Here is a 25,583-nt window from a genome sequence, read left to right as displayed (position 1 = left end):
TATCGTTTGCTCCTTATAAAAGTTTTTTTTGCTTAACGCTCTTCAAATTGCGCAATACTAGAGAATTTATTATATTCCTTTTGAAAGATTAATTTCACCGTTCCACGCGCACCTGAACGGTTTTTCTCTAAGATAACTTCAATCGTATTATCCTCAACAGCATCATCGCTTTCTTCACCTTCACGACGATAATAATCATCACGGTATAAGAAAGCTACAATATCCGCATCCTGCTCGATAGATCCAGATTCACGAATATCTGACAAAACTGGTCGTTTATCTTGACGTTGTTCAACACCACGAGACAACTGACTCAAGGCAATAACAGGAACCTTCAATTCCTTAGCCAAAATCTTCAATTGACGAGAAATATCAGAAACCTCTTGTTGACGGTTCTCAGGACGTGTCCCTGTAATCAACTGAAGATAGTCAATTACAATCAAACCAAGACCACCTTCGACCTCTTGAGACAACTTGCGGGCACGTGCACGAATTTCAGTAATCTTGATACCAGGCGTATCGTCAATATAGATTGGTGCATCAGCTAAAGCTCCCTGAGCAATGGTAATGTTATTCCATTCTTGATCGGTTAGCTGACCAGTTCTAAGGTTGTGAGAATCAACCATCCCTTCAGCAGCCAACATACGGTCAACCAAACTTTCAGCACCCATTTCCAGAGAGAAGATAGCTACAGGTCTATTTTGCTTAGTCCCAACATTTTGAGCAATGTTCAAAGCAAAGGCTGTTTTCCCGACGGCTGGACGGGCAGCTAGAATAACTAACTGATCTGGATGTAAACCTGTCGTAATCTTATCCAAATCACGAAATCCTGTTGGTAAACCAGTAACATCACTCGTTTGACGCGAACGAATTTCCAAGTTTTCGTAGTTAACTTTCAAGACATCCGAAATCTTACGGAAACCACTACGGTTGCTGTGCTCATTAATTTCAATAAGTGCTTTTTCAGCCCCCGCAATGACATCTTCTGAATCAGTTGCCCCTTCATAAGCAAGGTTTACAGTCTCTGTCAACCTAGAGATGATATTACGCAACATTGCTTTTTCAGCAACAATCTTAGCATAATATTCAGCATTGGCACTTGTCGGTACACTGTTGACCAATTCAACAATATAAGACAAACCACCAATATTTTGTAAATCACCTTGATCATCAAGAATCGTTCTTACAGTCGTTGCATCAATAGCCTCATTACGATCACTCAAAGTAATCATGGCTTTAAAAATAACGCGGTGCGAGTATTTATAAAAGTCATCTGGGCTAACAAATTCACGGACAGTAATGAGTTTATCTGGTGAGATAAAAATAGAACCTAAGACAGATTGCTCTGCTAACAAATCCTGTGGCTGAACTCTCAATTCTGGCTCTTCTGCCAATCTTTTCACCTCCCCTAGTAAGCTCAAATATTATTATGCTTCTTTAATGTTTAATTTGATTTCAGCAGTAACTTCTTTATGTAATTTCACAGGTACTTCAACAGAACCAATTGCACGAATTGGATGGTCCAAATTAATCGCACGTTTGTTGATTTTTAGACCAAATTGTTTTGATAATTCTTCAACAATTTTTTTAGCAGTAATTGAACCAAATGTACGTCCATCAGGTCCAACTTTTTCAGTAAACTTAACAACAGTTTCTTCTTTTTCAAGCTCAGCTTTAAGAGCTTTAGCTTCAGCTAAGACTTCAGCTTGAGCTTTTTCTTCTGATTTTTGTTTACCTTTTAATTCACCAATTGCTTGGTTAGTAGCTTCTTTAGCAAGATTTTTCTTAATCAAAAAGTTTTGAGCATATCCTGTTGGAACTTCTTTGATTTCGCCTTTTTTACCTTTTCCTTTAACATCTGCTAGAAAAATTACTTTCATCTCTCTGCCTCCATATTTTCTCTTAAATCATTTTCAATCACATCAAGTAAAGCACTCTCTGCTTGGCTCACTGACATATTTTCCAACTGACATGCAGCTAGTGTAAAGTGACCGCCACCACCGAGTTCTTCCATCATGCGCTGAACATTAATCTTACTACGGCTACGCGCTGAAATAGCAACTTTATTTGGAGCAACTTGCACCAAAACAAATGTCGCCTCAATACCAGCTAAAGATAGCATGGTATCAGCCGCCTTACTAGCAACCACTTTACTATAATTGACACCATCACGCCCGCTAGCGATGATAATGTTATCGTAAATTTTTCGGCCTCTAAGGATTAACTCATTAACCAATCGATATTCCTCAAAATCCGTTTGAGAAATATTTTGAATTTCAATACTATCACTTCCGTGAGCTCGAAGATAACTTGCAACATCAAATGTTCGACTTGTAACGCTAGCTGAGAAATTCTTCGTATCAAGCATAATACCAGCCATCAAGACACTCGCTTGAATTTTACTCAAACGCTTCTTAGCATTCTGGAATTGAATCAACTCTGTAACTAACTCACTAGCACTACTTGCTCCACTTTCAATGAAAGTTAAAACAGCATTTTCTGGGAAATTATCATCACGGCGATGATGGTCGACAACAATCACGTCTGTAAACTTATTGTAAAGCTTTTGCGATAAAGTCAAATCAATCTTAGAATGATCAACCATAATTAACAATGAGCGTTCTGTCATCATTGACATCGCCTGCTTAATAGTAATAAGTCGTGTCTTAGCATCTTCTTGCAATCTTTTGACGGCACGCGTAATATCTGGGCTCATCTCATCTGGATTGTAAACCACATAAGATTCTTCGTTGATATTACTTGCGAAGAATTGCATCCCTACAGCTGAACCGAGGGCATCCATATCAATATTACGGTGACCAACCACAAAGACACGGTCAACACCTTTGATATGATCTGAGATAGCTGTCATCATAGCACGCGTACGTGTACGTGTACGCTTGACAGTAGATACTGAACCACCACCAAAATACAATGGTTTCTTATGCTCGTCGTTTTCACAAATAACAACCTGATCACCACCACGAACAAGTGCCGTATTCAAATTCTGCAAAGCTACTTGTCCAATTTGTTGATGATTATCATCACCATAAGAAACACCCATACTAAGAGTTAATGGCAAATTATGTTCTTCTTTAGCTTGTTTTCGAAAAGCTTCCAAAACATCAAATTTATCGTCAATCAAACTACTCAACACAGCATAATCTGTGAAAAAGTAGAATCGATCCATGTTAACACGGCGATAAAAAATATTTTTTGACTTCGTAAAATTCGAAATGAAGTTGGCAATAAAGCTATTGATTTGTGAAATCTCAGCATCTGACAAATCATCTGTCACATCATCGTAGTTATCAATGGAAATAATCCCAATGACTGGACGCAAAAAGGCCGCATCTCCCAGCTGACGATTTCCCATAGATGTGTCAAAGAAATAGAAAATCCCAGTTGAAGAATCGATGTAAGATGAGTACTTATTGCCATTTAACTCAAATGTCTGAGTGGCGTCCCCTTCTCGCTTAGCCCCAATAATTCTACGAATGACATCATCCTCAAACTCTCCTTCTTCACTAGTGAAAATGAGCTCTGCGTATGGATTGAACCATTCTACCTCATTTGTTTCTTGATCAAACTGAACAACCCCTACTGGCATTTGTTCCAACAAGTGTTTTAAACCAACTTCTGTTTGGTTGTTTAATAATTCAATTTGTTCAAGTTCCGATAACTCGTAATTTTCTTTTTGGTAGTAAAGCAAAGCTACAAGTAAAGAAAGCGCCAAAAAGATTGCAGCTAAGATAGCTGACTCCGTCTGAAAAAGTCTGACACAGATAGCCAAGATGCCAAATAAAATAAGGCCAATCATGACTAAGTGGATAGTTGCAAATCGAAATCTTTTCATTGGTTAACCTCTTAGCTTACAATTATACCATAAAATAGGCTTAATTTATAGTAGGAAAGCAGAAAAGCAACCCCAGTCAATAAGGGTTGCTTTCTTGTTTTAATGATACTTAATCTTCTTGGTTACGATGGTGTTTTTGTTTACCTTCCAAGTAAACCATCAAGATAGAAATATCAGCTGGGTTAACCCCTGAAATACGGCTTGCTTGTCCGATAGTTTCAGGATTAATTTTCTTGAATTTTTGACGAGCTTCTGTCGCAATAGAATCGATATCATCCCAGTCAATATTAGCAGGGATGCGTTTTTCTTCCATGCGTTTCATTTTAGCCACTTGATCAAGTGCTTTGTTGATGTAACCTTCGTATTTGATTTCAGTTTCCAAAAGTTCAATTACTTTGCTATCCAGTTTTTCTTCCGCAGGACCGACAAAACTTGTTGCAATTTCATAATTGATTTCAGGACGACGCATGAATTCTTTTGCTGTCAAGGCATCTGTCAACGGTTTGAAACCGAGTGCTTCAATACGTGCATTAGTTTCCTTAACAGGTTTGATTTTAAGACTTGACAATCTTGTCAACTCATTGTCAAATTGACGTTTACGGTTCAAGTAACGTTCATAGCGTTCTTCATCAACCAAACCAACACGGTGACCAATTTCAGTCAAACGCATATCAGCATTATCATGACGCAAAATCAAACGATATTCTGCACGACTTGTCAACAAACGATAAGGTTCCAAAGTTCCTTTTGTTACCAAGTCATCAATCATAACACCAATGTAAGCATCACTACGTTTTAGAATCATTTCTGGTTTACCTTGAACTTTAAGAGCGGCATTGATACCAGCAACAATCCCTTGTCCTGCAGCTTCTTCATAACCTGAAGTACCATTAGTTTGACCTGCGGTAAAGAGTCCAGAAATTTTCTTAGTTTCAAGTGTTGCACGCAATTGGTGTGGCAAAACGATATCGTACTCAATCGCATAACCTGTACGCATCATTTCAGCATTTTCAAGCCCTTTAATTGAGTGAACCAATTCTTTTTGAACATCCTCAGGAAGACTTGTTGACAATCCTTGAATGTAAACTTCTTCAGTTTCACGTCCTTCTGGTTCTAGGAAAAGTTGGTGACGTTCTTTATCTGCAAAACGAACAATTTTATCTTCAATAGATGGGCAATAACGAGGACCAACACCTTTAACAATACCTGAGAACATTGGGGCACGATAAAGGTTTTTATTGATAATATCGTGGCTTGTTTGGTTAGTATATGTCAACCAGCAAGGAATTTGATCTTTGAGATAATCTTCATCATTTGACATGAATGAGAAATGATTTGGTTTTTCGTCACCTGGTTGAATTTCTGTTTCGTCATAATTGATAGAACTTGCTTTAATGCGTGGTGGTGTTCCTGTTTTGAAACGTCCAATTTCAAGTCCAAGTTCTTTCAAGTTGTCAGCAAGTCCGATAGAAGCCAAGCTGTTATTAGGACCTGATGAATACTTAAGTTCTCCTAAAATAATTTCTCCACGAAGAGCTGTACCAGTTGTGATAACGACAGCTTTAGCTGAAAATTTTTGATTAGTAGCTGTGCGAACACCAACAACTTTTCCATCTTCAACTAAAACTTCTTCAATCATTGACTGACGTAATGTCAAATTCTCTTGCTGTTCAACAGTATGCTTCATTGTACGAGAGTAAAGCGCCTTATCAGCTTGTGCGCGAAGAGCACGTACAGCAGGACCTTTACCAGTATTAAGCATTTTCATTTGGATGTAAGTCTTGTCAATGTTCTTACCCATTTCTCCACCAAGAGCATCAATTTCACGAACGACGATACCTTTGGCAGAACCTCCGATAGCAGGGTTACATGGCATAAAGGATAACATTTCCAAATTGATTGTTGCGAGCATTGTTTTACAACCCATACGAGCTGCAGCTAAACTAGCTTCTACACCAGCATGCCCAGCACCAACAACAATTACATCATAATTTTCAGCAAATTCATGTGTCATGATTCAATTACAATATCAAGTAAACCTTTGCCAATCTTTTTATCAAATTAAAATAATCAAAAGATTAGCTAAGCTACTCAAAGCATTCCTTTCCAAATATAAAATACGATTAGTAAAACAAAAAAACGATCAAAACCCTCGAAAACTGTGCGACAAAAACGCACAATTCTCATGAGCTTTGACCATCATGATTATTGTTATGATTATTGTATCAAATTAAGTTAAATTGTCAATTTAATCGCCAATAATTTTTCGAGCAATAGTTGATTTTTCCCATTAGTCATAAGATAGTTATAAAAACTTTCTCGGCATAAGATTTTTCGGAGAAGGTTTTGATCGAGTTGATCTAGGATATCACTAAAAGAGCGTTTGGTGATAGTCGCTAACTTAACCAAGTTGTCAGCGTCTTGCCGTTTACGTTTAGCGTCTTCTTTTGGATATCCACAACCGAACTCATCTTCAAATAACTTATCTAGAGTGTACTGTAAATTTAGCTCACCTGACCACCCAAAATTTAAGCCTAATGGCAAAGAAACAACATTGCCATTATTAATACGACCAAAAAGATAAGCATCTTGTGGTGTTTGAATAAAGCCACAACGCAAGCCAGGTAAACTATTACAAGCAAGCATCATCCCTTGACCAGATGAACAACCAGTCACCACAAAATCTAGACTTTGTGTTTCAATCAACAAGCTTACCATAACAGCCACTTCAACATATGAAAAGTTTGCTGTTTCATTTGGAAACATTCCAAAGTTAACAACTTCGTGTAGTCCCTTTACAGCTTTCTGCACTGATTGAAATAAGAGGTCATTTATATCTGACCTTGTACTCGCTTGAATAACTCCCACTCTCATAAGATAATCCCCTAGTATCATTCCCGAAAGCAAGTCTGTCAACCTTTCTTTACAAAGTTGTCAATTAGATGTATTGGCAAGCAACGCCATTTTTATAAGCCATATCGATGATTCCCCCACCTAGACATTCTTCACCGTCGTAGAATACAACAGCTTGACCTGGTGTGATAGCACGTTGTGGTTCATCAAAGACAACTTCTGCTTTATCACCTTTAACATGAACAGTAACTTTTGAATCAGGTTGGCGATAACGGAATTTTGCAGTAACTTCCATTGTAAATTCTTCAGGCATATCACGTGTAAAGTGAATACTTGAAGCATCAAGGCTAGTTGACATTAGTGACTCATGGTAGAAACCTTGACCAACGTAAAGAATATTTTTTGAAAGGTCTTTTCCGACAACAAACCAAGGAGCATTGTCGCCACCTTGTTGACCACCGATACCAAGACCTCCACGCTGACCGATTGTGTAATACATCAAACCAGCGTGTTCACCCATATCACGGCCATCAACAGTCATCATGCGACCTTTTTGAGCTGGTAAATATTGACTAAGGAATTGTTTAAAGTTCTTTTCACCAATAAAGCAAATTCCTGTTGAATCTTTTTTCTTAGCTGTTGCAAGTCCCGCGCGTTCAGCAATTTTACGCACTTCTGGTTTTTCCAAGTGACCAAGTGGGAACATTACTTTTTGCAATTGTTCTTGTGACAATTGACTCAAGAAATAAGTCTGGTCTTTGTTATTATCTGCACCACGAAGCATGTGAACTGTACCATCTTCATCGCGAGAGACTTGTGCGTAGTGCCCAGTTGCCACATAATCAGCACCAAGTGTCATAGCGTAGTCAAGGAAGGCTTTAAATTTGATTTCCTTATTGCACATTACATCTGGATTTGGCGTACGTCCTGCACGGTATTCCGCAAGGAAGTATTCGAAGACACGATCCCAGTACTCTTTTTCAAAGTTAACAGAATAATACGGAATGCCGATTTGGTCAGCAACAGCTGCTACGTCTTTGTAATCTTCGGTTGCTGTACACACACCGAATTCATCTGTGTCATCCCAGTTTTTCATGAAAACACCAATAACGTCGTAACCTTGTTCTTTCAAAAGAAGAGCAGTTACAGACGAATCAACGCCTCCACTCATACCAACAACAACACGTGTTTTTGAATTATCTGTCATGATAATCCTCCCATCAAGATATTTTTTTCGAACATAGGCTTGAAGGGCCCAGTTTTTCAAAAATCGATTTGAAGGTCGATTTTGAGCGCAGAAATCCACGCGAAGACTATTATAACATGAATTTCCAGTTATGTAAGGCATTTAGACTTATTTTTAAATCTTTTTCTCATTTTCTATGAAAGTAAGCGATTTATTATCGTTTACCCAATTCCTTTCCTTTGTTATAATAAGTAAGCATAGATTCTAGAAGGAGTAGATATGAAAAATCTAAAATTCCAATCCGTCTTTGATATTATCGGACCTGTTATGATTGGCCCATCAAGCAGCCACACTGCTGGTGCTGTTCGTATTGGAAAAATTGTTAACTCTATTTTCGGAGAAATTCCTGATTCCGTAACATTTCATTTATATAATTCATTTGCTAAAACTTACCGTGGACACGGAACTGATAAAGCACTCGTTGCCGGTATCCTAGGAATGGATACTGACAATCCAGATATTAAAAATTCATTAGAAATCGCTCACCAAAAAGGGGTACGCATTTATTGGGATATTTTAAAGGACAGTAATGCCCCTCACCCAAATACTGCTAAGATTACCGTTGAAAAAGGTGATAAAAGCATGAGTATCACAGGTGTATCAATTGGTGGAGGAAATATTGAAGTTACTGAACTCAATGGCTTCTCTGTTTCTCTTAAAATGAATACCCCTACTCTTATTATCGTTCACCAAGATATTCCTGGTATGATTGCTAAAGTAACAGATATTCTTTCTGAACACAATATCAACATTGCTCAAATGAATGTGACCCGCGAACGCGCTGGGGAAAAAGCCATTATGATTATCGAAGTTGACTCACGTGATTGTCATAAAGCTGTGGAACAAATCCAGCACATTCCGCACCTACACAATGTCAATTTCTTTGACTAGAAAGGAAAAGAATGTTTTATTCTATTAAAGAATTAGTTGAACAAGCCGATAAAGACTTTAACGGCAATATTGCTGAGCTAATGATTTCCACAGAAACAGAATTGAGCGGACGTAGCCGTGATGAAATTATTCATATCATGAAGAAAAATCTTCAAGTCATGAAAAATTCTGTTACTGATGGACTCACTCCTAGTAAATCAATTAGTGGGCTGACAGGCGGAGACGCTGTCAAGATGGATGCCTACTTAAAATCAGGTAAAAACTTGTCTGATACAACCATTTTAACAGCTGTCCGAAACGCAATTGCTGTCAACGAACTAAACGCCAAAATGGGACTTGTCTGTGCAACTCCAACAGCAGGCTCTGCTGGATGCTTACCTGCTGTCTTAACAACGGCTATTGATAAATTAAACCTCTCTGAAGAAGAGCAGTTAGAGTTCTTATTCACTGCTGGTGCCTTTGGACTGGTTATTGGAAATAACGCTTCTATTTCTGGTGCTGAAGGTGGCTGTCAGGCCGAAGTCGGGTCTGCTTCAGCCATGAGCGCAGCTGCTCTTGTCAAAGCTGCTGGAGGCTCTGCTTATCAAGCTAGTCAAGCTGTAGCCTTTGTCATCAAAAATATGCTAGGCTTGATCTGTGACCCTGTCGCTGGTCTTGTCGAGGTTCCTTGTGTCAAACGCAACGCACTTGGATCTAGTTTTGCCTTAGTTGCCGCTGATATGGCACTGGCTGGCATTAAATCACAAATTCCAGTTGATGAAGTTGTTGATGCCATGTACCAAGTAGGATCTAGTTTACCAACAGCCTTTAGAGAAACTGCTGAAGGTGGTTTAGCAGCCACACCTACTGGTCGTCGCTTACAAGCTAAAATCTTTGGTGAATAGACGATAGTATTCGAATACTATTTGTTTGGTTCCTTGCTAATTGACGTATTTGTCAATCATTGTTGACAAAATTTACAGGAGAGTAAACATGAAATCTATCTTATTTGACCTTGATGGAACACTAGTAAATTCAAGTCCTGGTATTAAAGCAGCATTTAATTATGCCTTTGAAAAGTTACAACTACCTTTACAAACTGACAAACAATTGTCAACATTTATCGGACCACCTCTAGAAGTCACTTTCGGTCATTATTTTGAGCAAGCTGACGAGGTTAATCATGCTATCAAAACCTTTAGAGATTACTATGGTGAAAAAGGAGTCCACCAAGTCTCTCTTTACACTGGTATCGCAGAAGCTCTACAAGAATTAAATGACTTAAATTACTCACTATTTGTTACCACAAGTAAGCACCAACCTATGGCTAACTTGATGTTAACAGAGCTTGGTATTATTTCACACTTTAAAAAAGTCTATGGGTCTACTCCCGAGCACTTCCACAAAGCTGATGTGATTAAGGCCTGTCTAACGGAACAAGGCATTCAAGCGCATGAAGCTGTTATCATCGGCGATACAAAGTTTGATATGATTGGTGGACAAAAAACAGGAGTTCGAAGACTTGGGGTAACCTGGGGATTTGGTAGCCTAGAAAGTTTACAAGAACATGGAGCAGAAAGTATCTGTCACCATCCATACGATATTAAAAAAGCACTATCATCTTTATAGGATGATTAGTGCTTTTTCTTCTATTAAATTAGTATCCCCAAGCTGACAGTCCTTGAGTATTGTAAACTTTAATTGCTGTTGCAATTTGATCTTGAACTGTTGCAGTTGATCCCCAACCTGGCATAGTCTGGAATAAACCAGATGCTCCTGAAGCATTGGCAACCGTTGGATCTCCATTAGATTCACGTGCAATGATAGCTTCCCAAGTTGATTGTGGAACACCTGTTGCAGCAGCCATTTGGGCAGCAGCATCTGAACCAACAGCACCTGCTGTATTACCATTTGAAGCTACTGATGGTGCCGTTTGGGCTGTCGTTGAAGATGGTGTAGGCGCAGCAGCTACAGTCGTTGTATTATCATTAGCTGGAGCAACCTCAGCATAACTTGCTTCTGATTCTTGAACCTCTTCGGTAGAAGATGCCTCAACTTCTTCAGTTTCTTCTGATGAGCTACTGCTAGACTCTTCTGATTCTGCTGTAGTTGAACTGATACTTGTTGATGACACTTCAGAGCTTTCAGAACTTGTTGACACAGCTTTCGCAGCTCCTGCCTCTGAACGAGTTGTAATAGTTTCTGCGAATGCTTCTATTTTTGGAATAAGGACAACAACCATCGCTACAACTAAAATAGCTCCAAGGATGCTGACAATAATATTTCTAATTTTTCTATGTTTTGCTTTAGTAATCCTACTATACATGTTAAATAAATATATACCTCTCTAGAACTCCTGTTTCCTATCATATAATTTATTTATTACTCTCAGATTGAAAATATGTTAAAAATATTACAGAGATATTGAAATTAACATCGTTTTTACTATGAAAACGCTAAAATTCAAGCTTTTGTAGACATAAAAAAGCTTGAAGATAAATTCTTCAAGCTTATCTATCTAATACTGGTAATTCGCTAAATAGTAAATAATATTAACTCTAAGAAAAGTCTCTTATCTTAGTACCAACCGTTAGCATTCCAGAATGCAAGGGCTGCTGACCATGAACCGTAACGTCCTGCTACGTATGAATCGGCAACGCGTTCTTGGTTTTCAGCTGACAAGTCTCCGTTTAGGTATGACATTGTCAATTGGTAACGACCATAGTATTGACCGTTTTGAGCTGTGTAGCTACCGCTTGATTCGCGTTGAGCAATGATTTCTTTAGCTTGAGCATCTGAAGTACCCAAGTTTGATGAGTAAGAAGTAGTTGTTGTTTCAGCTTGTGCTGCTGGTGCTGCTGCCGCTGAGTTATCAGTAGCTGCTGGAGCTGCTTCTACGGCTGCAGTTTCAGTTGTAGTTGCTGCTGGTGCAGTAGCTTCTGAATCTAGTTCCAAGATTTGACCTACAGTGATGAAGTCAACGTTAGCGATTTGGTTAGTTGAAGCCAATTTTTCAACTGTAGTGTTGTAAGTTACAGCAATTTCAGAAAGTGTATCACCTGATTTTACTGTGTATGAATCAGCGTTAGCAACTGCTGGGGCAATAAGTGCTGCTGCTGCGGCTACACCGGCAAGACCAAGTTTAATAGATTTCGATTTAGTTTTAAAAATATTTGTTTGCATTATATGCTCCTTTTTTGTTTCAAAAATTAGTACAGGCTATATAATACAGACTTAATGTTACTCTGGCTTTAGAGTTATATTAAAAATATTACAATTAGATTCTTATAATATAAAGAAAACGCCTACAGATTAGGCGTTTTAGCTTTCTTTAAGATAAAATAAGAGAATTCCTAAAATTATGACAAGCAAAATGGTCACCGAATCTTTGATTTTCCATTGTAAAATTCGGTATTTTGTACGTCCATCTCCACCTTGATAGCCACGTGCTTCCATAGCAAGAGCCAAAGCATCCGCACGTTTAAAGCTTGAAGCAAAGAGCGGAATAAGGATTGGAATGATTGATTTAACCTTTTGAATGAGATTTCCTTCACCAAAATCAACCCCACGCGCTCGCTGAGCTTTCATAATACGTGTCGTATCATCCATCAATGTTGGGACAAAACGTAAACTCAAAGACAGCATTAAGCCGATTTCGTGAGCAGGAACCTTAAAACGAACAAATGGCTTCAACAATGACTCCACAGCATCAGCAAGGCTTAAAGGCGTTGTCGTCAAGGTTAATAGCGTTGAAAAGAAGATAATCAAAACAAAACGCATGAAAATTAATATTGCTTGATTAAACCCGTAGCTAGTAATTTTCAAAATACCAAATTGGAAATAGGTCTCACCACCGTGTGTAAAGAACATTTGAAATAAGGTCGTGAATAAAATAATTCCAATCATCGGACGAACACCCTTTAAGAAGAAACTAAGTTTAATCTTCGATAGAAAGACAACTCCTAAAGTAAAAGCAATCATCAATAGATTGGTCACAAGGTTATTGGCCCAGAAAACAATGATAATGTATAAAATCATTGATAGGAGTTTACTACGAGGGTCTAGACGATGAATTAAGGAATCTCCAGGTACATAACGACCAAGTATTAATTTATCCATGTTTCACCACCTCTGCAAATTCTTCTATAGTAATTGGTAAAGTATCTAAATGTAAGCCGCGTTTGACAAGTTGCTGAGCGAATTTCGTAATTTTAGGAACACCAAGTTGTTTACTTTCAAGAAATGCGACATCTTGGAAGACTTCTTTAGGATAACCTGAGCGAACCAATTTACCACCTTCAAGAACATTAACATAATCAGCATAATTGGCAACATCATCCATTAAATGAGTCACTAAAACAATTGTCATGCCATTTTGATGCAGTTCTTTAAATAAAGTCATCAATTCACGGCGTCCTTTAGGGTCTAGGCCAGCTGTCGGTTCATCTAGAACCAAAACCTCTGGTTCCATGGCTAGAATCCCAGCAATAGCCACACGACGCATTTGACCACCAGATAGCTCAAAAGGATTCTTTTCAAAAAATTCTTCATGAATTCCTACCATGGCAAGTTTTTCACGCGCTAACTGTTCAGCTTCTTCTATAGAAACACCAAAATTTTGTGGTCCAAATGCCACATCCTTAAGAACTGTTTCCTCAAAAAGCTGACTTTCAGGAAATTGAAAGACCAATCCAACCTTTTTACGGACGGGTTTTATTTCCTTATTTTTTGAGTTTGCCGTAATCTTAATATCATCAACAATAACAGCCCCTTCTGTAGGGACGTTAAGACCATTCAAAAGTTGCATGATTGTTGACTTACCTGACCCAGTGTGGCCGATAAAGGCTGTATATGAGCCTTCTTTTATAGTAAGATTAATGTCAAAAAGGGCACGCCCTTCAAAAGGTGTCCCCGCTTGATATGTATAATTTACGCCTTCAAGAGTAATTCCCATAACTGATCTTCTAATTCCTTTTCCGTAAGATAATTCTCTGTAAATTCAAACCCTTTGTCTTTTAAAGTAGAGATAAGATTGGCTGAAAAAGGAATATCCAATCCCAAAGTCAATAATTCTTCTCCTCTAGCAAAAAGTTCGCGTGGGGTTGAGCTTGACTCAACTTTTCCTTTTTTCATGACTAAGACACGATCACTAAGCGCAACCTCATCCAAGTCATGAGTGATCGACACAACGGTCATATTATATTGGTCGCGAATCTCTTTGATTGTTTGAATTAATTCTAAGCGTCCTTCTGGATCAAGCATACTAGTCGCTTCATCCAAAATAATAATATTAGGACGCATAGCAATAGCACCTGCAATAGCCACACGTTGTTTTTGTCCACCTGACAAACGAGCTGGTTCACGGTCTGCAAAAGCTGACATGCCAACTAATTCAAGGGCTTCTTTGACACGTGCTTGCATCTCTTCTAATGGAATTCCCTTGTTTTCTAACCCAAATGCGACATCGTCTTCAACTGTCGCACCAACAAATTGGTTATCTGGATTTTGAAAAACCATTCCAATTTTATGACGAATGTTCCACACGTTTTCTTCAGTTAAGAGTTCTCCCTCAACAAAGATTTGACCTGATTCAGCTGCTAAAAGCCCATCAATTAAACGAACTGTGGTTGATTTTCCTGAACCATTATGGCCAATAATGGATAACCATTCTCCCTGTTTCACGTGAAACGATAAATCATCTAAGGTGTAATGTTCTTGATGATCAGTATATTTGAATTTTAAATGTTTGACGTCAATACTATTTGTCATTTAAATGTGTCCTTAAAGAGGAATCCTGCCCCTTTGAAATAATCATATCCTGAGTAAATTGTGAAAATCAAAGCGACATAAAGCAAAAGTGTTCCAATCATTGAAAAATGCAAAAGTAAGAAAATAATTGAAAACATTTGAGTAAATGTTTTGATTTTACCAGGCATAGCAGCTGCTAAAACTGTTCCACCATTTTCAACAAGTAGTAAACGAAGACCAGTTACTGCTAACTCACGACAAATAATAATCGCAGCAATCCACGCAGGAACCATTCCCAATTCAACTAACATAATAAACGCTGTCATCACTAACATTTTATCAGCCAATGGATCGGCAAATTTACCAAAGTTTGTAACAACTTGCCATTTTCTTGCAAGGTATCCATCTAAGTAGTCTGTAATACTTGCTAGCGCAAAAACAACTGCTGCAACAGCATGTCCAGCTACGCTATTCCAGATACAAAGAATCAAGATAAATACTGGAATCAAAACAATGCGACCTAATGTTAACAAATTAGGAATGTTTTCTTTTTTTGTAAAATCGATTTTCATTTTCCTACCTTATTATTGAATATTAATTGTAATGTAACTTAATGTTGTACTTGTCAAAGCTGATGTATCTACCGCTTGACCATTGATTGAAACGTTAACACCTGCAGTGACTCCTAGTGTAATCACAGATGTTTTTGTACCTGCAGGAAGGGTTGCTGAATAGCTTGAAACTCCTGTTGAAGAAAGAAGTGTTCCAGCATCGCCAGCTTCTGAATTGCTTACAGAAACCCAACTGCTATCAGCACCAGCTAAGCTGATGTCAACTGTCAAACTATCTGTAACATTTGATAGATTAACCGTTAAATTACTTCCGCCTCCTTCAGTTTCCATCTTCAATGATTTTTCTTCAGATGAAGAAGATTCACTGGTTGATGAACTTTCTGGAGTTGATGAGCTACTTGATGATGAACTATGAACAACAGAGTAGCTTGGTTTTGCTTGATTGCTATCGCTTTGAAGCTGTGTCCAAGTGACAAATGAAACAAAAGCTAAAATTCCTAAAGCAACTAAGCAAAGCAGAATAATCGGAAGATAAGTTGCTGTTTTTTCTGAACTTTTATAACGACTTGAACGTGAACCAACACCAAAATCATCTGTCTGTTCAGGTTTAGGCTCAGGTTTAGGTTTAGAAACTGAAACTGGAGCTGTTTTAGCTACTTTTTTATGACTTGGTACGATTGTAATTTTCTCATCCTCAGCAACTACTGGTGCTGTTTCAATACTTGATGCAAATACTTGTGCTCGATAGCGCTTTAATAGTTCTGCTGCATCTACATCTACCAATTCCGCATATTGTTGAAGGTAAGTTTCAACTTCATCTTTAGGAATTAATTTAAATTTTTCTAACTCTAATGCTAAAAGATGTGGTGAAGGAATTGCTGTTTTTTCTTCAACATCTTCTAGTGTCAAGTTTTTGGCAACTCGACCTTTTCTTAAGATTTCACCAATCGTTTCTTCTCTCATACAAGGTTTCCTTTAATAAAATATAATCAGATTTATTATAGCAAATTTTAACAAGTATTTCGATTTTATTTTGGAAGGATTGTGAATTCTGTCGCGTCTGATTGACTTAAGAAATCATTTCCTCTTTTAAGAACTTCTTCAAAACTTAAAGTCTTTAATAGTTTAGGAACCGATAGATAAGTTTCCTCATCAGCAAGATGATTGATAAATTGCGCTGAAAGGTTATCAATTGAATCTAGACTCTTGAAAAAGTCTCCATACAATTCTTTTTTAACAATTTCAAAATGTTCTTCTGACAAATCCTCCAAATCACTAGACATTGCTACTTTACTTAAATATTGTCGCAGATTCGTTGCCATAGCAATCGGTACTGAAGTATCTAAAGAAATAATCAAAAATTGGAAATTTTGATAAACTTCAATCTCAAAATCAAATGAGTCATCAATCTGACCATTTTCATAAAGTTCTTGATAACGTCTTGAAGTCCAACCCAAAATCATCGCAAAAAATAATCTCAAGGCTAATTCTTGACGCAAGGTAGATTCTCCTTCTGATAAAGCAGGGCCTCTTAAGCCAATAGCTAGTTTAGGTTGTGTCACTTCCATTTGAACCGATGCCTTCGGCACAACAGATTCGTAAGCCAATTCTTGACGCTCAAGATGATGAGCTGTCTTATTTTTTCCCTTTTGACTTTCTTGGATTTGCTTAAAGATGTCATCCTTATCAAAATTGCCAACGACTAAGAGTGTCATCTCCTGTGGAGAATAAAAGACATCATGATTTTCTTTCAAGTCCGCTACTGAAATATTGGCAATACTTTCTTGAGTTCCAGCAATATCTTGAGCAAGAGCAGTTTTAGGATATAAATTTTCAAGAATTCCTTGATAAAGTCGATAATCCGCATCATCTTGATACATGTCAATCTCTTGACCGATAATCGATTTTTCTCGCTCAATTGACTCATCTGTAAAGGCAGTATCTGCCACAAAATGCTGCAACAAGTCTAAGTTTTCATTTAAATGATCTACCGTTGAAAAATAAAAACATGTTTTGTCAAAGGTTGTAAAGGCATTACTGTTGGCACCGGCATTTGTAAATAGCTCTGAAACATCTTGACCATCTTCCAATTCAAACAACTTATGTTCTAGAAAATGAGCAATCCCCTTCTCATAGCATTTTTCACTTTTATCTAGTGTAAACTTATTGTCAAGGGAGCCAAAATTAACAACCAACATCCCACAAGACTCTTGAAAATCAGTCTTAGGAATCAAAAAAACTTTCAATCCATTTTCCAGTACAGCAGTATACAAAGTTTCACCAATTTCAGGGAAAACTTTTTCAACTAATTTTGTCACTTACTTTCCCTCCAAAAAATACAGTGCTTGCAGTTTAATCTTTCTAGTTAGTTGCATCACATCAGCTTTACTAACCTTGTCAATGTTGTCAATCATATCGTCAACGCTGTAATGATTCTTCAAATATTGACCGTTGTAACTACGCTCAATTAATACTTTTGGAGAGTCTCCTGCCAATCTTAAATTGACTTGTAACATTTTCTTCGTTTGCTTAAGAAGGGCTTCTGAAAAGCGACCTACCTTAATCGTTGAAAATTGTTTGTTAATTAATTGCATCGCTCGATTGCGATTCTTCTTGTCAATACCAGCGTAAACATTCAGTAAACCTGTAAAGATATCAAAATGACTTCCGATAGTATAAGCAAGTCCTTCTTTCTCACGAACCTCTGTAAATAAACGAGAATGAGCAAAACCTCCAAACAAACCATTAAAGACAAGAAGTGTAAAGTAATCCTTGTCACCATATCTAGTTGGGAAAGAATAACCTAACTGCAAAACAGACTGATTAACTTCTCTGACTTCTAATTTTTCTTGAACAATGTTGCTAAATTCTTGTTGGTAGTCAAATACTAAATCTTTTTGACGGTCTTCAAAAGGAAATCGATTGAACAATTGTAACATGCGATAGTCATCAAACTCTCCCAATAAAAAGATGTCCAAGCGATCTTCACGAAGCATTTTCTGAAACTCTTGAAAAGCCGTGTAAGAATTTTCAGCGACTGCTAATTCAGCTGTCCCATATTTTGATGTTTGAAAAGCTGGGTTCGTAAAGAAAAGTTTTTTAAGACCTAGCTCACTACTATAAAAACTATCATCCTTATCAGCTTTTAAATAATTAATTAAGTTCGCTTGCTCAAGCTCAAATAATTTAGACTGATATTGCTCAACTGTTACAAGCGGTGAGAAAAGAACTTGATATAAAAATTCAATCACTTCTTCCAAGAGATTTTCTGTAGTCATCACATACTGATTCTTCATGAAAGTTAGTTCAATATCAACAATATGAACCAATCCCTTAGTTGATACCTTGGTTGACAAAGTCGCTCCATAAAGGCTTGCCAAACGCTCTCTAAAACGCTGTGCCGTCGGGTATTTCTCATTAGCCGTTGCTAAAATCTGAGCCACCAAAACACGTCTGGCTACCGTTTTTTGGCTGAACTCTCCTGAAAATCGAAAGGTAATATGGTTCATTTTGAATTTTTCATTTTTGATTAGATGTAATTCAACACCATCAACTATTTTCATTACAAATTCCTTACTAAAACACTTTATTAGCTAAAATTATACCACGTTTATGTTATAATTACTTGAATTATAAAATGGAGAAAACGATGGAATACAAATTATTTGATGACTATATTACCTTGCAAGCTTTACTAAAAGAACTAGGTATTATCCAAAGCGGTGGTGCTATTAAAGCCTATTTAGCAGAAACAACCGTTCTCTTCAACGGCGAGGATGAAAAACGTCGCGGTAAAAAAATTCGTCTCGGTGATGTTGTAAGCATTCCAGAAGACGGTATCACTATCGATATTATCGCGCCAACAGATGAAGAAAAGAATGAACATCTTGAAGCCTTAGCTGAAAAAGCTCGTGTTGCTGCTATCGTTAAAGAATTAAACGCTAAAAATAAAAAAGATAAGAAACAAAAACAAGCGAAAAAACAAACGAAGCCAACTAAAGAACGCAAACCCGTTCGCTTCCCAGGAACTTAAGCATGTGGATTCAAAAAATAGCCTTAAAAAATTATCGCAATTATTTAACCAATGAGCTTGAATTTTCTCCCGGGCTAAATGTCTTTATCGGGAAAAACGCTCAAGGAAAAACAAATTTCTTAGAAGCTATTTATTTCTTATCTTTAACTCGCAGCCACCGTACACGCTTAGACAAAGAGCTGATTCATTTTCAAGAAAAAGAACTCCGCGTCTCAGGTATTCTGCAACGCTCAACTGGGACAGTTCCTTTGGAAATCAATCTATCAAGTAAAGGACGAGTCACTAGAGTTAATCACCTCAAACAAGCTAAATTATCCGACTACATCGGAGTGATGACAGTCGTCTTATTTGCACCTGAAGATTTACAACTTATCAAAGGAGCACCTAGCCTCCGTCGTAAGTTTATTGATATTGATTTAGGACAAATCAAACCTGTCTACCTATCTGATTTGTCTAATTACAATCATGTCCTTAAACAACGTAACACTTACCTAAAAACCGCTGAAAAAGTTGACATCGACTTTTTAGCAGTCCTTGATGAGCAATTAGCTGATTTTGGTAGCCGCGTCATGGAACATCGCTTAGATTTCGTCTCTAATCTCGAAAAAGAAGCCGACCGCTATCACTATGCCATCTCTAATGGCCTAGAACATTTAAAAATTCGCTATCTATCATCTGTGCCATTCCAAGAAAAAAGTGAAATCAAAGAATACTTCTTAAAAACTTTGGAAAAGAATCGCAAACGTGATATTTTCAAAAAAAATACCGGCGCAGGTCCTCATCGTGATGATTTAGAATTTTTCATCAATGACATGTCTGCTCATTTTGGTAGCCAAGGACAACACCGTAGCTTGATTTTATCTCTTAAAATGGCTGAGATTGAACTTATCAAGAATGTCACTGGTGATTACCCAATCCTTCTTCTTGATGACGTTATGAGTGAACTAGATAACTACCGACAAACAGAGTTATTAAAAATGATTATTGCTAAAAATGTTCAAACCTTTATCACAACAACAAGTCTTGAACATTTATCACAACTTCCAGAAGAGTTGAAAATTTTCACTGTTAATCAAGGAAATATTGAAGAAAACTAAAAAAGCTGGCAAAAGCCAGCTCTTTTTATGTTTACAATTAAATTGACACTACTGTCAATGATAATTAGTAAGATTTAACAATTCCTAGTAAGACTGCACCAAGAACAAAGCATGCAATACCAATTGCCAACCAGCGCATTTCTTTGCGTGTTTTTGTTTCACCCAAGAAGAGGATACCACCCATAATAGAAATAATAACACCTAATTGTGAGAAACTAAAGGCAATAGCAAGACCTGCTTTTGCAGCTGCAAGAAGCATGAAGATGTTACCAACACCCCACATCAAACCAACGATTGCGTTTTTGATAACAACTGTTTCAAATTTAACGTTAAATTTCATGAACATAACAGCACCAAGTACCATACCTACGGCCATTGGGAAGATAACAGCTAAAGCATCGAATTTCATGATGTTGTTAAATAGAATAGTGTAAGAAAGGTAACCAACTGTTGAGTAAGTCAAAGCACGGAAACCTTTACCAAAGTCAGTAAGTTCGCTAGTTTCAACTTTTTCAGCATCTCGTTTACTTGTAAAATAGAATCCGATAACCAAAAGAAGCAAAGCAATAATACCAAGTGTGTATTGAACTGGTTTGCCCCATTCACCAAATACAATGGCACCAATCAAGCTACCAAATACAAGTTGAGCACCACTTGACAATGGGTTACCTACTGAAACACCCATGTATTGCATTGCGCGGAATTGACCGTTTTGACCCATAGACCAAAGCATACCACCAATAATCCCGACAACCCAAAGTGATACTGACATTTCTGGTTGAACAAACAACCATACAACAAAGGCAAATAAAAGCGCCCCTAAAGTCATTCCTAATGTTTGTTGATCTGGTTTACCTCCAATTTTGTTGCTGACAAACCCGATACTTCCCCATGCTACCATGGGAATTAATGCAAATAAAATACCCTGCATTTTTTCTCCTTTACGATATGTTTTACAGATTAGTAAACGTTGTTTACACTGTTGTAAATATATAATTAACTATTCGCTTTTTATGAAAACGCTTTTTCAGAAAAGTAAAAGAAAATTTCATGTTTTTTGCGAACATAGTTACATATTCTACCATACAACATAGCATTTTGTAAAGGCCTACACAAAAAAATCTCTGATAAGTTTACGAACTTATCAGAGATTTAATTATTAATCTCAGTCTATCTTAGTGTACTGAGTAGTTTGGCGCTTCATTTGTAATTTGAACATCGTGTGGGTGACTTTCAATCAAACCAGCTCCTGACATTTCAACAAATTGAGCTTTTTCATGAAGAGCTGAGATATTTTCAGCACCAACATAACCCATACCAGCACGAATACCACCAAGAATTTGGAAGACGATATCGGCTACAGCACCTTTATAAGCTACACGACCTTCAATTCCTTCTGGAACAAGTTTGTTAGCTTCGTTAACAGAACCTTGGAAGTAACGATCGCTTGAACCTTTCTTCATAGCTGCAATTGATCCCATACCACGGTAAGTTTTAAATTTACGACCTTGGTAGATTTCAGTTTCACCCGGTGCTTCATCTGTACCAGCGAACATAGAACCAAGCATTACAGCATTACCACCTGCTGCCAAAGCTTTAACGATATCACCTGAGTATTTAATACCACCATCGGCGATAATTGTTTTACCATATTCACGCGCAACAGCTGCTGCGTCATAAATAGCAGTAATTTGAGGAACACCGACACCTGCAACGACACGAGTCGTACAGATTGAACCAGGACCAATTCCGACTTTAACAACGTCAACACCAGCTTCGTAAAGGGCACGTGCACCTTCTGCAGTTGCTACGTTACCAGCAATCAATGTACGTTCTGGGAAGTGTTGACGAATTTCAGCAATTTTACGAAGAACACCAGCTGAGTGACCGTGAGCAGTATCGATAACAATGGCATCTGCACCTGCTTCAAAGAGGGCTTCAGCACGCTCGAATGTATCTGAAGTAACACCGACAGCACCTGCAACCAAAAGACGACCGAATTCATCTTTAGCGGCATTAGGGAATTCAATAACTTTTTCAATATCTTTGATAGTGATAAGACCTGACAAACGTCCAGCTTCATCAACCAAAGGCAATTTTTCAATACGGTGTTCGTGAAGAATGCGTTCTGCAGTTTCCAAATCAGTTCCAACAGGAGCTGTTACCAATTTTTCACTTGTCATGTGTGCTGAAATTGGAGCATGGTAATCTGAGATGAAACGCATATCACGGTTTGTGATAATCCCTACCAATTTACGATTTTCAAGGGTTTCAACAATCGGAACACCACTAATGCGGTAACGTTGCATCAACTCTTCTGCTTCAGAGACAGAATGTTTAGGTGTTAAGAAGAAAGGATCAATAATAACACCATTTTCTGAACGTTTTACTTTACGGATTTCTTCTGCTTGTTCTTGAATTGACATATTTTTGTGAACAACACCAAGACCACCCGCACGTGCAATAGCAATTGCCATTTTACTGTCAGTAACAGTATCCATAGCAGCTGTCACGATAGGAATGTTCAATGTCAAATTTTTTGCAAGTTTTGTTTGCATGTTAACTTCATTTGGAAGAACATGACTTTCAGCAGGAATGAGTAGTACGTCATCAAAAGTGTAACCTTTTTTCAAAAATTTAGTGTCCCAATTTGACATTAAATAACCCTCTTTTCTATATATTTGTAGGGGATTTTTAACCCTAGCTAATTTTTTATTGTTACTATAATAACACGCTAAATTCATTTGTCAACAAATTAAATTCAATTTTTTTCCAAAAATTCTTTCCTATATTAGACTGATTATTTTTGCAATTCTCATTTAAAACACATGTTACTAATTGCCAAAAAAACTCCAAGGCATTTGCCTCAGAGTTCTGTCGATTTTAGAAGTAGTTAATCCCCATAGCTGCTTTAACTTCAGCAAGAGTTTGCCCTGCAACTTCACGCGCAGCTTCGCTTCCTTTTTCAAGCATACGGAATACTTCACCCATATCTTTTGCATATTCTAAGCGACGTTCACGAATTGGTGCCAATTCACGTTCAAGAATCTCAAGCAAGTAACGTTTTGTTTTCACATCACCAAGACCACCACGTTGGTAGTGTTCTTTCATAGCAGCAATCTCTGCTTGATCTTCTTCACGTCCAAAAATATCAAGGTAATGGAAAACCATGTTTCCTTCAATTTGTCCTGGATCTTCAACACGAATGTGGTTAGGATCTGTGTACATGCTCATTACTTTTTTACGAACAGTGTCAGCATCATCAGACAAATAAATACCATTTCCAAGAGATTTAGACATTTTCGCATTACCATCTAGCCCTGGCAAACGACCAGCTGCTTCATTTTTAGGGAAGATACCTTCTGGTTCAACCAAAACATCTGTTTTATAAGTGTGATTGAAGCTACGTACGATTTCACGTGTTTGTTCAATCATTGGTTTTTGGTCATTTCCGACTGGCACATAATTAGCTTTAAAAGCAGTAATATCTGCGGCTTGTGAAATTGGGTAAACCAAGAATCCTGTTGGAATTGAGCTACCAAATCCTTTTTGAGCAATTTCTGTTTTAACAGTAGGGTTACGTTCTAGACGTGACAATGAAACAAGATTCATGTAGTACATTGTCAATTCAGCCAATTCAGGAATTTGACTTTGAATGAAAATCGTTGATTTAGCTGGATCAAGTCCTACTGACAAGTAGTCCAAAGCAACATTTCCAACTGATTCTCTGATAATCTCAGACTCTTTAGCGTGGTCTGTCAAAGCTTGTTGGTCTGCCAAAAAGACAAACATATCATACTTATCTTCATTTTGTAGAAGAACACGATTTTTTAGACTTCCAACATAGTGTCCTAGGTGCAATTTACCTGTTGGACGGTCACCTGTTAAAATAATTGGTTTTGCCATATTATCACCTCAAAATTAATTTCAAAAGTAAAAAATAGCCCCACGTAGTTAAACTACGTGAGGGCGTTGTCAATACGCGGTACCACCTCAATTGATAGAACTAGCCTACCATCTCTTACCACTATATAAAAATTTACACGGTTCATGTAAAGATTATTCTCTTTTACCATCAGCCCATTCATGTAAGCTTACTACTGATTCACAGCACCATCAGCTCTCTAAAAGTACGCGTTTACATTACTCTTCTGAATCTTCTTCATTTTATGAAATTCTGGGTTCTTTGTCAAGTTTGTACAGCATTTTGAGCTCTTTTATGCTCGAAGAATAATTATACATTTTGTGTTTTAATTAAATTAGAAAGATTAAAACTAGCATTTTCCAAACACTCCTTTTGCCCAAAAATCTTGACGTTAAGCTGCTTCTTTGCCATAATATAATCGTTTGTTTTGTTATAAAAAAGAGGATTAACTATGAAAAAAAGACTGATTGATTTTGCACTCGTAACTGCAGGAGCTTTTATTGCCGCTGTTGGCTTCAATTGCTTTTTCCTTGAAAATCATATTGCATCTGGTGGTGTGGTCGGCTTAGCGGTCAGCTTGAAAGCTTTATTTGGCTGGAATCCTGGTAACTTTGTTATGATTACCAACGTTCCTTTATTGTTAGCTTGTTGGCTTTTCCTTGGAAAAGAAACTTTCTTCAAAACCATTTATGGGTCATGGATTTATTCTATTTTTGTCAAATTGACAGAAAATCTACCAAATCTGACTCATAATCCGCTACTAGCTGCTCTGTTTGGAGCTATTATCTGTGGTTTTGGTTTAGGAGTTGTTTTCTGGGGGAATTCTTCAACTGGTGGTACTGGTATTATCACCCAAATTCTCCATAAATACACACCGCTTCCTTTAGCAGTAGCCATGACGATTGTCGATGGTTGTAGTGTAGCTATGGGATTTATCGCCTTTGATACTGACACAGTAATGTATTCGATTATTGCTTTACTCGTTATTGGATACGTGGTAAATAGCATGCAAATCGGTGTTACTTCATCTCGTAACTTGATGATTATTTCACCTAAAAATGACTTGATCAAAAACTATATCTCAACAGAAGCTGACCGTGGTGTCACTGAAATCCCTGTTACTGGTGGCTTTTCTGGCGACCATCAAACCATGTTAATGACAACCGTTTCTCGCCAAGAAGTCCCTCGTTTAGAAAAAAATATTCAAAAAATCGACGAAGCAGCCTTTATCGTTGTTATGCCCGCAACACAAGTTATGGGACGTGGTTTCAGCCTTAAAAAATACTACAAACTCAACGAAAAAGACGCCATTTTACCAATGTAATCCAAACGTAACTCAAAGCCCCACTTCTCTAATTGAAAATTGGGGCTTTTTCATGTACA

24 protein-coding genes are annotated in these 25,583 nt (G+C 37.5%); 6 read left to right on the top strand and 18 right to left on the bottom strand.

Translation table 11 applies throughout. The features are described 5' to 3' along the window. Nucleotides 1–32: 32 nt before the first annotated feature. The 6 genes from dnaB to mnmA all read right to left on the bottom strand — a co-directional run bounded on the left by dnaB (nucleotide 33) and on the right by mnmA (nucleotide 7,916). Nucleotides 33–1,394 (bottom strand): replicative DNA helicase, encoded by a 1,362-nt coding sequence (gene dnaB, locus BMX18_RS06190; protein WP_039696105.1) that lies wholly within the window; start codon nucleotides 1,392–1,394, stop codon nucleotides 33–35. A gap of 33 nt (nucleotides 1,395–1,427) precedes the next feature. Continuing rightward, a complete protein-coding gene (rplI, locus tag BMX18_RS06185) occupies nucleotides 1,428–1,880 on the bottom strand; it encodes a 50S ribosomal protein L9 (protein ID WP_006531457.1) in 453 nt (150 codons plus the stop codon). Then, nucleotides 1,877–3,856 carry a DHH family phosphoesterase gene (locus tag BMX18_RS06180; RefSeq protein ID WP_093815643.1) on the bottom strand — a complete coding sequence of 660 codons (1,980 nt, stop codon included), beginning with the start codon at nucleotides 3,854–3,856 and terminating at the stop codon, nucleotides 1,877–1,879. The genes rplI and BMX18_RS06180 overlap by 4 nt, the downstream gene beginning before the upstream one ends. Nucleotides 3,857–3,965: 109 nt before the next feature. After that, a complete protein-coding gene (gene mnmG / locus BMX18_RS06175; protein WP_074564670.1) occupies nucleotides 3,966–5,870 on the bottom strand; it encodes a tRNA uridine-5-carboxymethylaminomethyl(34) synthesis enzyme MnmG in 1,905 nt (634 codons plus the stop codon). A 221-nt stretch (nucleotides 5,871–6,091) separates the two neighbouring features. Continuing rightward, the gene (locus tag BMX18_RS06170) at nucleotides 6,092–6,730 is read right to left on the bottom strand and encodes an RpiB/LacA/LacB family sugar-phosphate isomerase (protein WP_074564671.1); all 639 of its coding nucleotides are present in this window, start codon (nucleotides 6,728–6,730) and stop codon (nucleotides 6,092–6,094) included. Nucleotides 6,731–6,794: 64 nt separating this feature from the next. Then, on the bottom strand, nucleotides 6,795–7,916 hold the full coding sequence (mnmA, locus tag BMX18_RS06165; RefSeq protein ID WP_074564673.1) for a tRNA 2-thiouridine(34) synthase MnmA: 1,122 nt from the start codon (nucleotides 7,914–7,916) through the stop codon (nucleotides 6,795–6,797). A 258-nt stretch (nucleotides 7,917–8,174) separates the two neighbouring features. Between mnmA and sdaAB the strand changes: the two genes are divergently transcribed. From sdaAB to BMX18_RS06150, 3 genes are all read left to right on the top strand, one after another. Then, the gene (gene sdaAB / locus BMX18_RS06160) at nucleotides 8,175–8,846 is read left to right on the top strand and encodes an L-serine ammonia-lyase, iron-sulfur-dependent subunit beta (RefSeq protein WP_015695832.1); all 672 of its coding nucleotides are present in this window, start codon (nucleotides 8,175–8,177) and stop codon (nucleotides 8,844–8,846) included. Nucleotides 8,847–8,857: 11 nt separating this feature from the next. Continuing rightward, complete coding sequence (gene sdaAA / locus BMX18_RS06155; protein WP_093815641.1) at nucleotides 8,858–9,730, top strand: L-serine ammonia-lyase, iron-sulfur-dependent, subunit alpha; 873 nt, start codon at nucleotides 8,858–8,860, stop codon at nucleotides 9,728–9,730. 88 nt (nucleotides 9,731–9,818) lie between these two features. Next, the gene (locus tag BMX18_RS06150) at nucleotides 9,819–10,454 is read left to right on the top strand and encodes an HAD hydrolase-like protein (protein WP_015695833.1); all 636 of its coding nucleotides are present in this window, start codon (nucleotides 9,819–9,821) and stop codon (nucleotides 10,452–10,454) included. Between the two features lie 28 nt (nucleotides 10,455–10,482). Here BMX18_RS06150 and BMX18_RS06145 read toward each other — a convergent pair whose 3' ends face one another. The 9 genes from BMX18_RS06145 to yfmF all read right to left on the bottom strand — a co-directional run bounded on the left by BMX18_RS06145 (nucleotide 10,483) and on the right by yfmF (nucleotide 18,708). Further along, nucleotides 10,483–11,151 carry a transglycosylase SLT domain-containing protein gene (locus tag BMX18_RS06145; protein ID WP_093815639.1) on the bottom strand — a complete coding sequence of 223 codons (669 nt, stop codon included), beginning with the start codon at nucleotides 11,149–11,151 and terminating at the stop codon, nucleotides 10,483–10,485. Nucleotides 11,152–11,402: 251 nt separating this feature from the next. Next, complete coding sequence (locus tag BMX18_RS06140) at nucleotides 11,403–12,008, bottom strand: aggregation-promoting factor (protein WP_074561052.1); 606 nt, start codon at nucleotides 12,006–12,008, stop codon at nucleotides 11,403–11,405. Between the two features lie 138 nt (nucleotides 12,009–12,146). Next, entirely contained in the window at nucleotides 12,147–12,944 is a 798-nt protein-coding gene (locus BMX18_RS06135; RefSeq protein WP_039696097.1) for an energy-coupling factor transporter transmembrane component T family protein, read from the bottom strand. Continuing rightward, nucleotides 12,937–13,779, bottom strand: a complete 843-nt coding sequence (locus BMX18_RS06130; RefSeq protein WP_074564705.1) for an energy-coupling factor ABC transporter ATP-binding protein — start codon at nucleotides 13,777–13,779, stop codon at nucleotides 12,937–12,939. The genes BMX18_RS06135 and BMX18_RS06130 overlap by 8 nt, the downstream gene beginning before the upstream one ends. After that, the gene (locus tag BMX18_RS06125) at nucleotides 13,755–14,594 is read right to left on the bottom strand and encodes an energy-coupling factor ABC transporter ATP-binding protein (RefSeq protein ID WP_039696095.1); all 840 of its coding nucleotides are present in this window, start codon (nucleotides 14,592–14,594) and stop codon (nucleotides 13,755–13,757) included. The genes BMX18_RS06130 and BMX18_RS06125 overlap by 25 nt, the downstream gene beginning before the upstream one ends. Continuing rightward, entirely contained in the window at nucleotides 14,591–15,145 is a 555-nt protein-coding gene (gene pgsA / locus BMX18_RS06120) for a CDP-diacylglycerol--glycerol-3-phosphate 3-phosphatidyltransferase (protein ID WP_039696094.1), read from the bottom strand. The genes BMX18_RS06125 and pgsA overlap by 4 nt, the downstream gene beginning before the upstream one ends. 12 nt (nucleotides 15,146–15,157) lie before the next feature. After that, a complete protein-coding gene (locus BMX18_RS06115; protein WP_039696093.1) occupies nucleotides 15,158–16,108 on the bottom strand; it encodes a helix-turn-helix domain-containing protein in 951 nt (316 codons plus the stop codon). A gap of 65 nt (nucleotides 16,109–16,173) precedes the next feature. Beyond that, nucleotides 16,174–17,463 carry an EF-P 5-aminopentanol modification-associated protein YfmH gene (gene yfmH / locus BMX18_RS06110; RefSeq protein ID WP_074564709.1) on the bottom strand — a complete coding sequence of 430 codons (1,290 nt, stop codon included), beginning with the start codon at nucleotides 17,461–17,463 and terminating at the stop codon, nucleotides 16,174–16,176. Next, on the bottom strand, nucleotides 17,464–18,708 hold the full coding sequence (gene yfmF / locus BMX18_RS06105) for an EF-P 5-aminopentanol modification-associated protein YfmF (RefSeq protein ID WP_006531474.1): 1,245 nt from the start codon (nucleotides 18,706–18,708) through the stop codon (nucleotides 17,464–17,466). An 86-nt stretch (nucleotides 18,709–18,794) separates the two neighbouring features. Between yfmF and yaaA the strand changes: the two genes are divergently transcribed. Together yaaA and recF are read left to right on the top strand one after the other, a co-directional pair. Beyond that, nucleotides 18,795–19,178 carry a S4 domain-containing protein YaaA gene (yaaA, locus tag BMX18_RS06100; RefSeq protein ID WP_093815637.1) on the top strand — a complete coding sequence of 128 codons (384 nt, stop codon included), beginning with the start codon at nucleotides 18,795–18,797 and terminating at the stop codon, nucleotides 19,176–19,178. 2 nt (nucleotides 19,179–19,180) lie between these two features. After that, the gene (gene recF / locus BMX18_RS06095) at nucleotides 19,181–20,275 is read left to right on the top strand and encodes a DNA replication/repair protein RecF (protein WP_093815635.1); all 1,095 of its coding nucleotides are present in this window, start codon (nucleotides 19,181–19,183) and stop codon (nucleotides 20,273–20,275) included. 64 nt (nucleotides 20,276–20,339) lie between these two features. Here the strand turns inward: recF and BMX18_RS06090 are convergent, their stop codons facing one another. The 3 genes from BMX18_RS06090 to trpS all read right to left on the bottom strand — a co-directional run bounded on the left by BMX18_RS06090 (nucleotide 20,340) and on the right by trpS (nucleotide 24,181). Then, the gene (locus tag BMX18_RS06090) at nucleotides 20,340–21,206 is read right to left on the bottom strand and encodes a GRP family sugar transporter (protein ID WP_093815633.1); all 867 of its coding nucleotides are present in this window, start codon (nucleotides 21,204–21,206) and stop codon (nucleotides 20,340–20,342) included. 244 nt (nucleotides 21,207–21,450) lie between these two features. Next, a complete protein-coding gene (guaB, locus tag BMX18_RS06085; RefSeq protein WP_074965488.1) occupies nucleotides 21,451–22,932 on the bottom strand; it encodes an IMP dehydrogenase in 1,482 nt (493 codons plus the stop codon). A 226-nt stretch (nucleotides 22,933–23,158) separates the two neighbouring features. Next, nucleotides 23,159–24,181 carry a tryptophan--tRNA ligase gene (gene trpS / locus BMX18_RS06080; protein ID WP_074482269.1) on the bottom strand — a complete coding sequence of 341 codons (1,023 nt, stop codon included), beginning with the start codon at nucleotides 24,179–24,181 and terminating at the stop codon, nucleotides 23,159–23,161. A 470-nt stretch (nucleotides 24,182–24,651) separates the two neighbouring features. Here trpS and BMX18_RS06075 point away from each other — a divergent pair, with 470 nt between their 5' ends. After that, nucleotides 24,652–25,524, top strand: a complete 873-nt coding sequence (locus BMX18_RS06075; protein WP_093815631.1) for a YitT family protein — start codon at nucleotides 24,652–24,654, stop codon at nucleotides 25,522–25,524. Nucleotides 25,525–25,583: the final 59 nt, after the last annotated feature.

The sequence above is a fragment of the Streptococcus sp. 45 genome (genome assembly GCF_900108865.1).
Lineage (GTDB): Bacteria > Bacillota > Bacilli > Lactobacillales > Streptococcaceae > Streptococcus > Streptococcus ruminicola.
The sequence above is the reverse complement of the archived record's forward strand: the minus strand, read 5'-3'. Positions and strand labels throughout refer to the sequence as shown.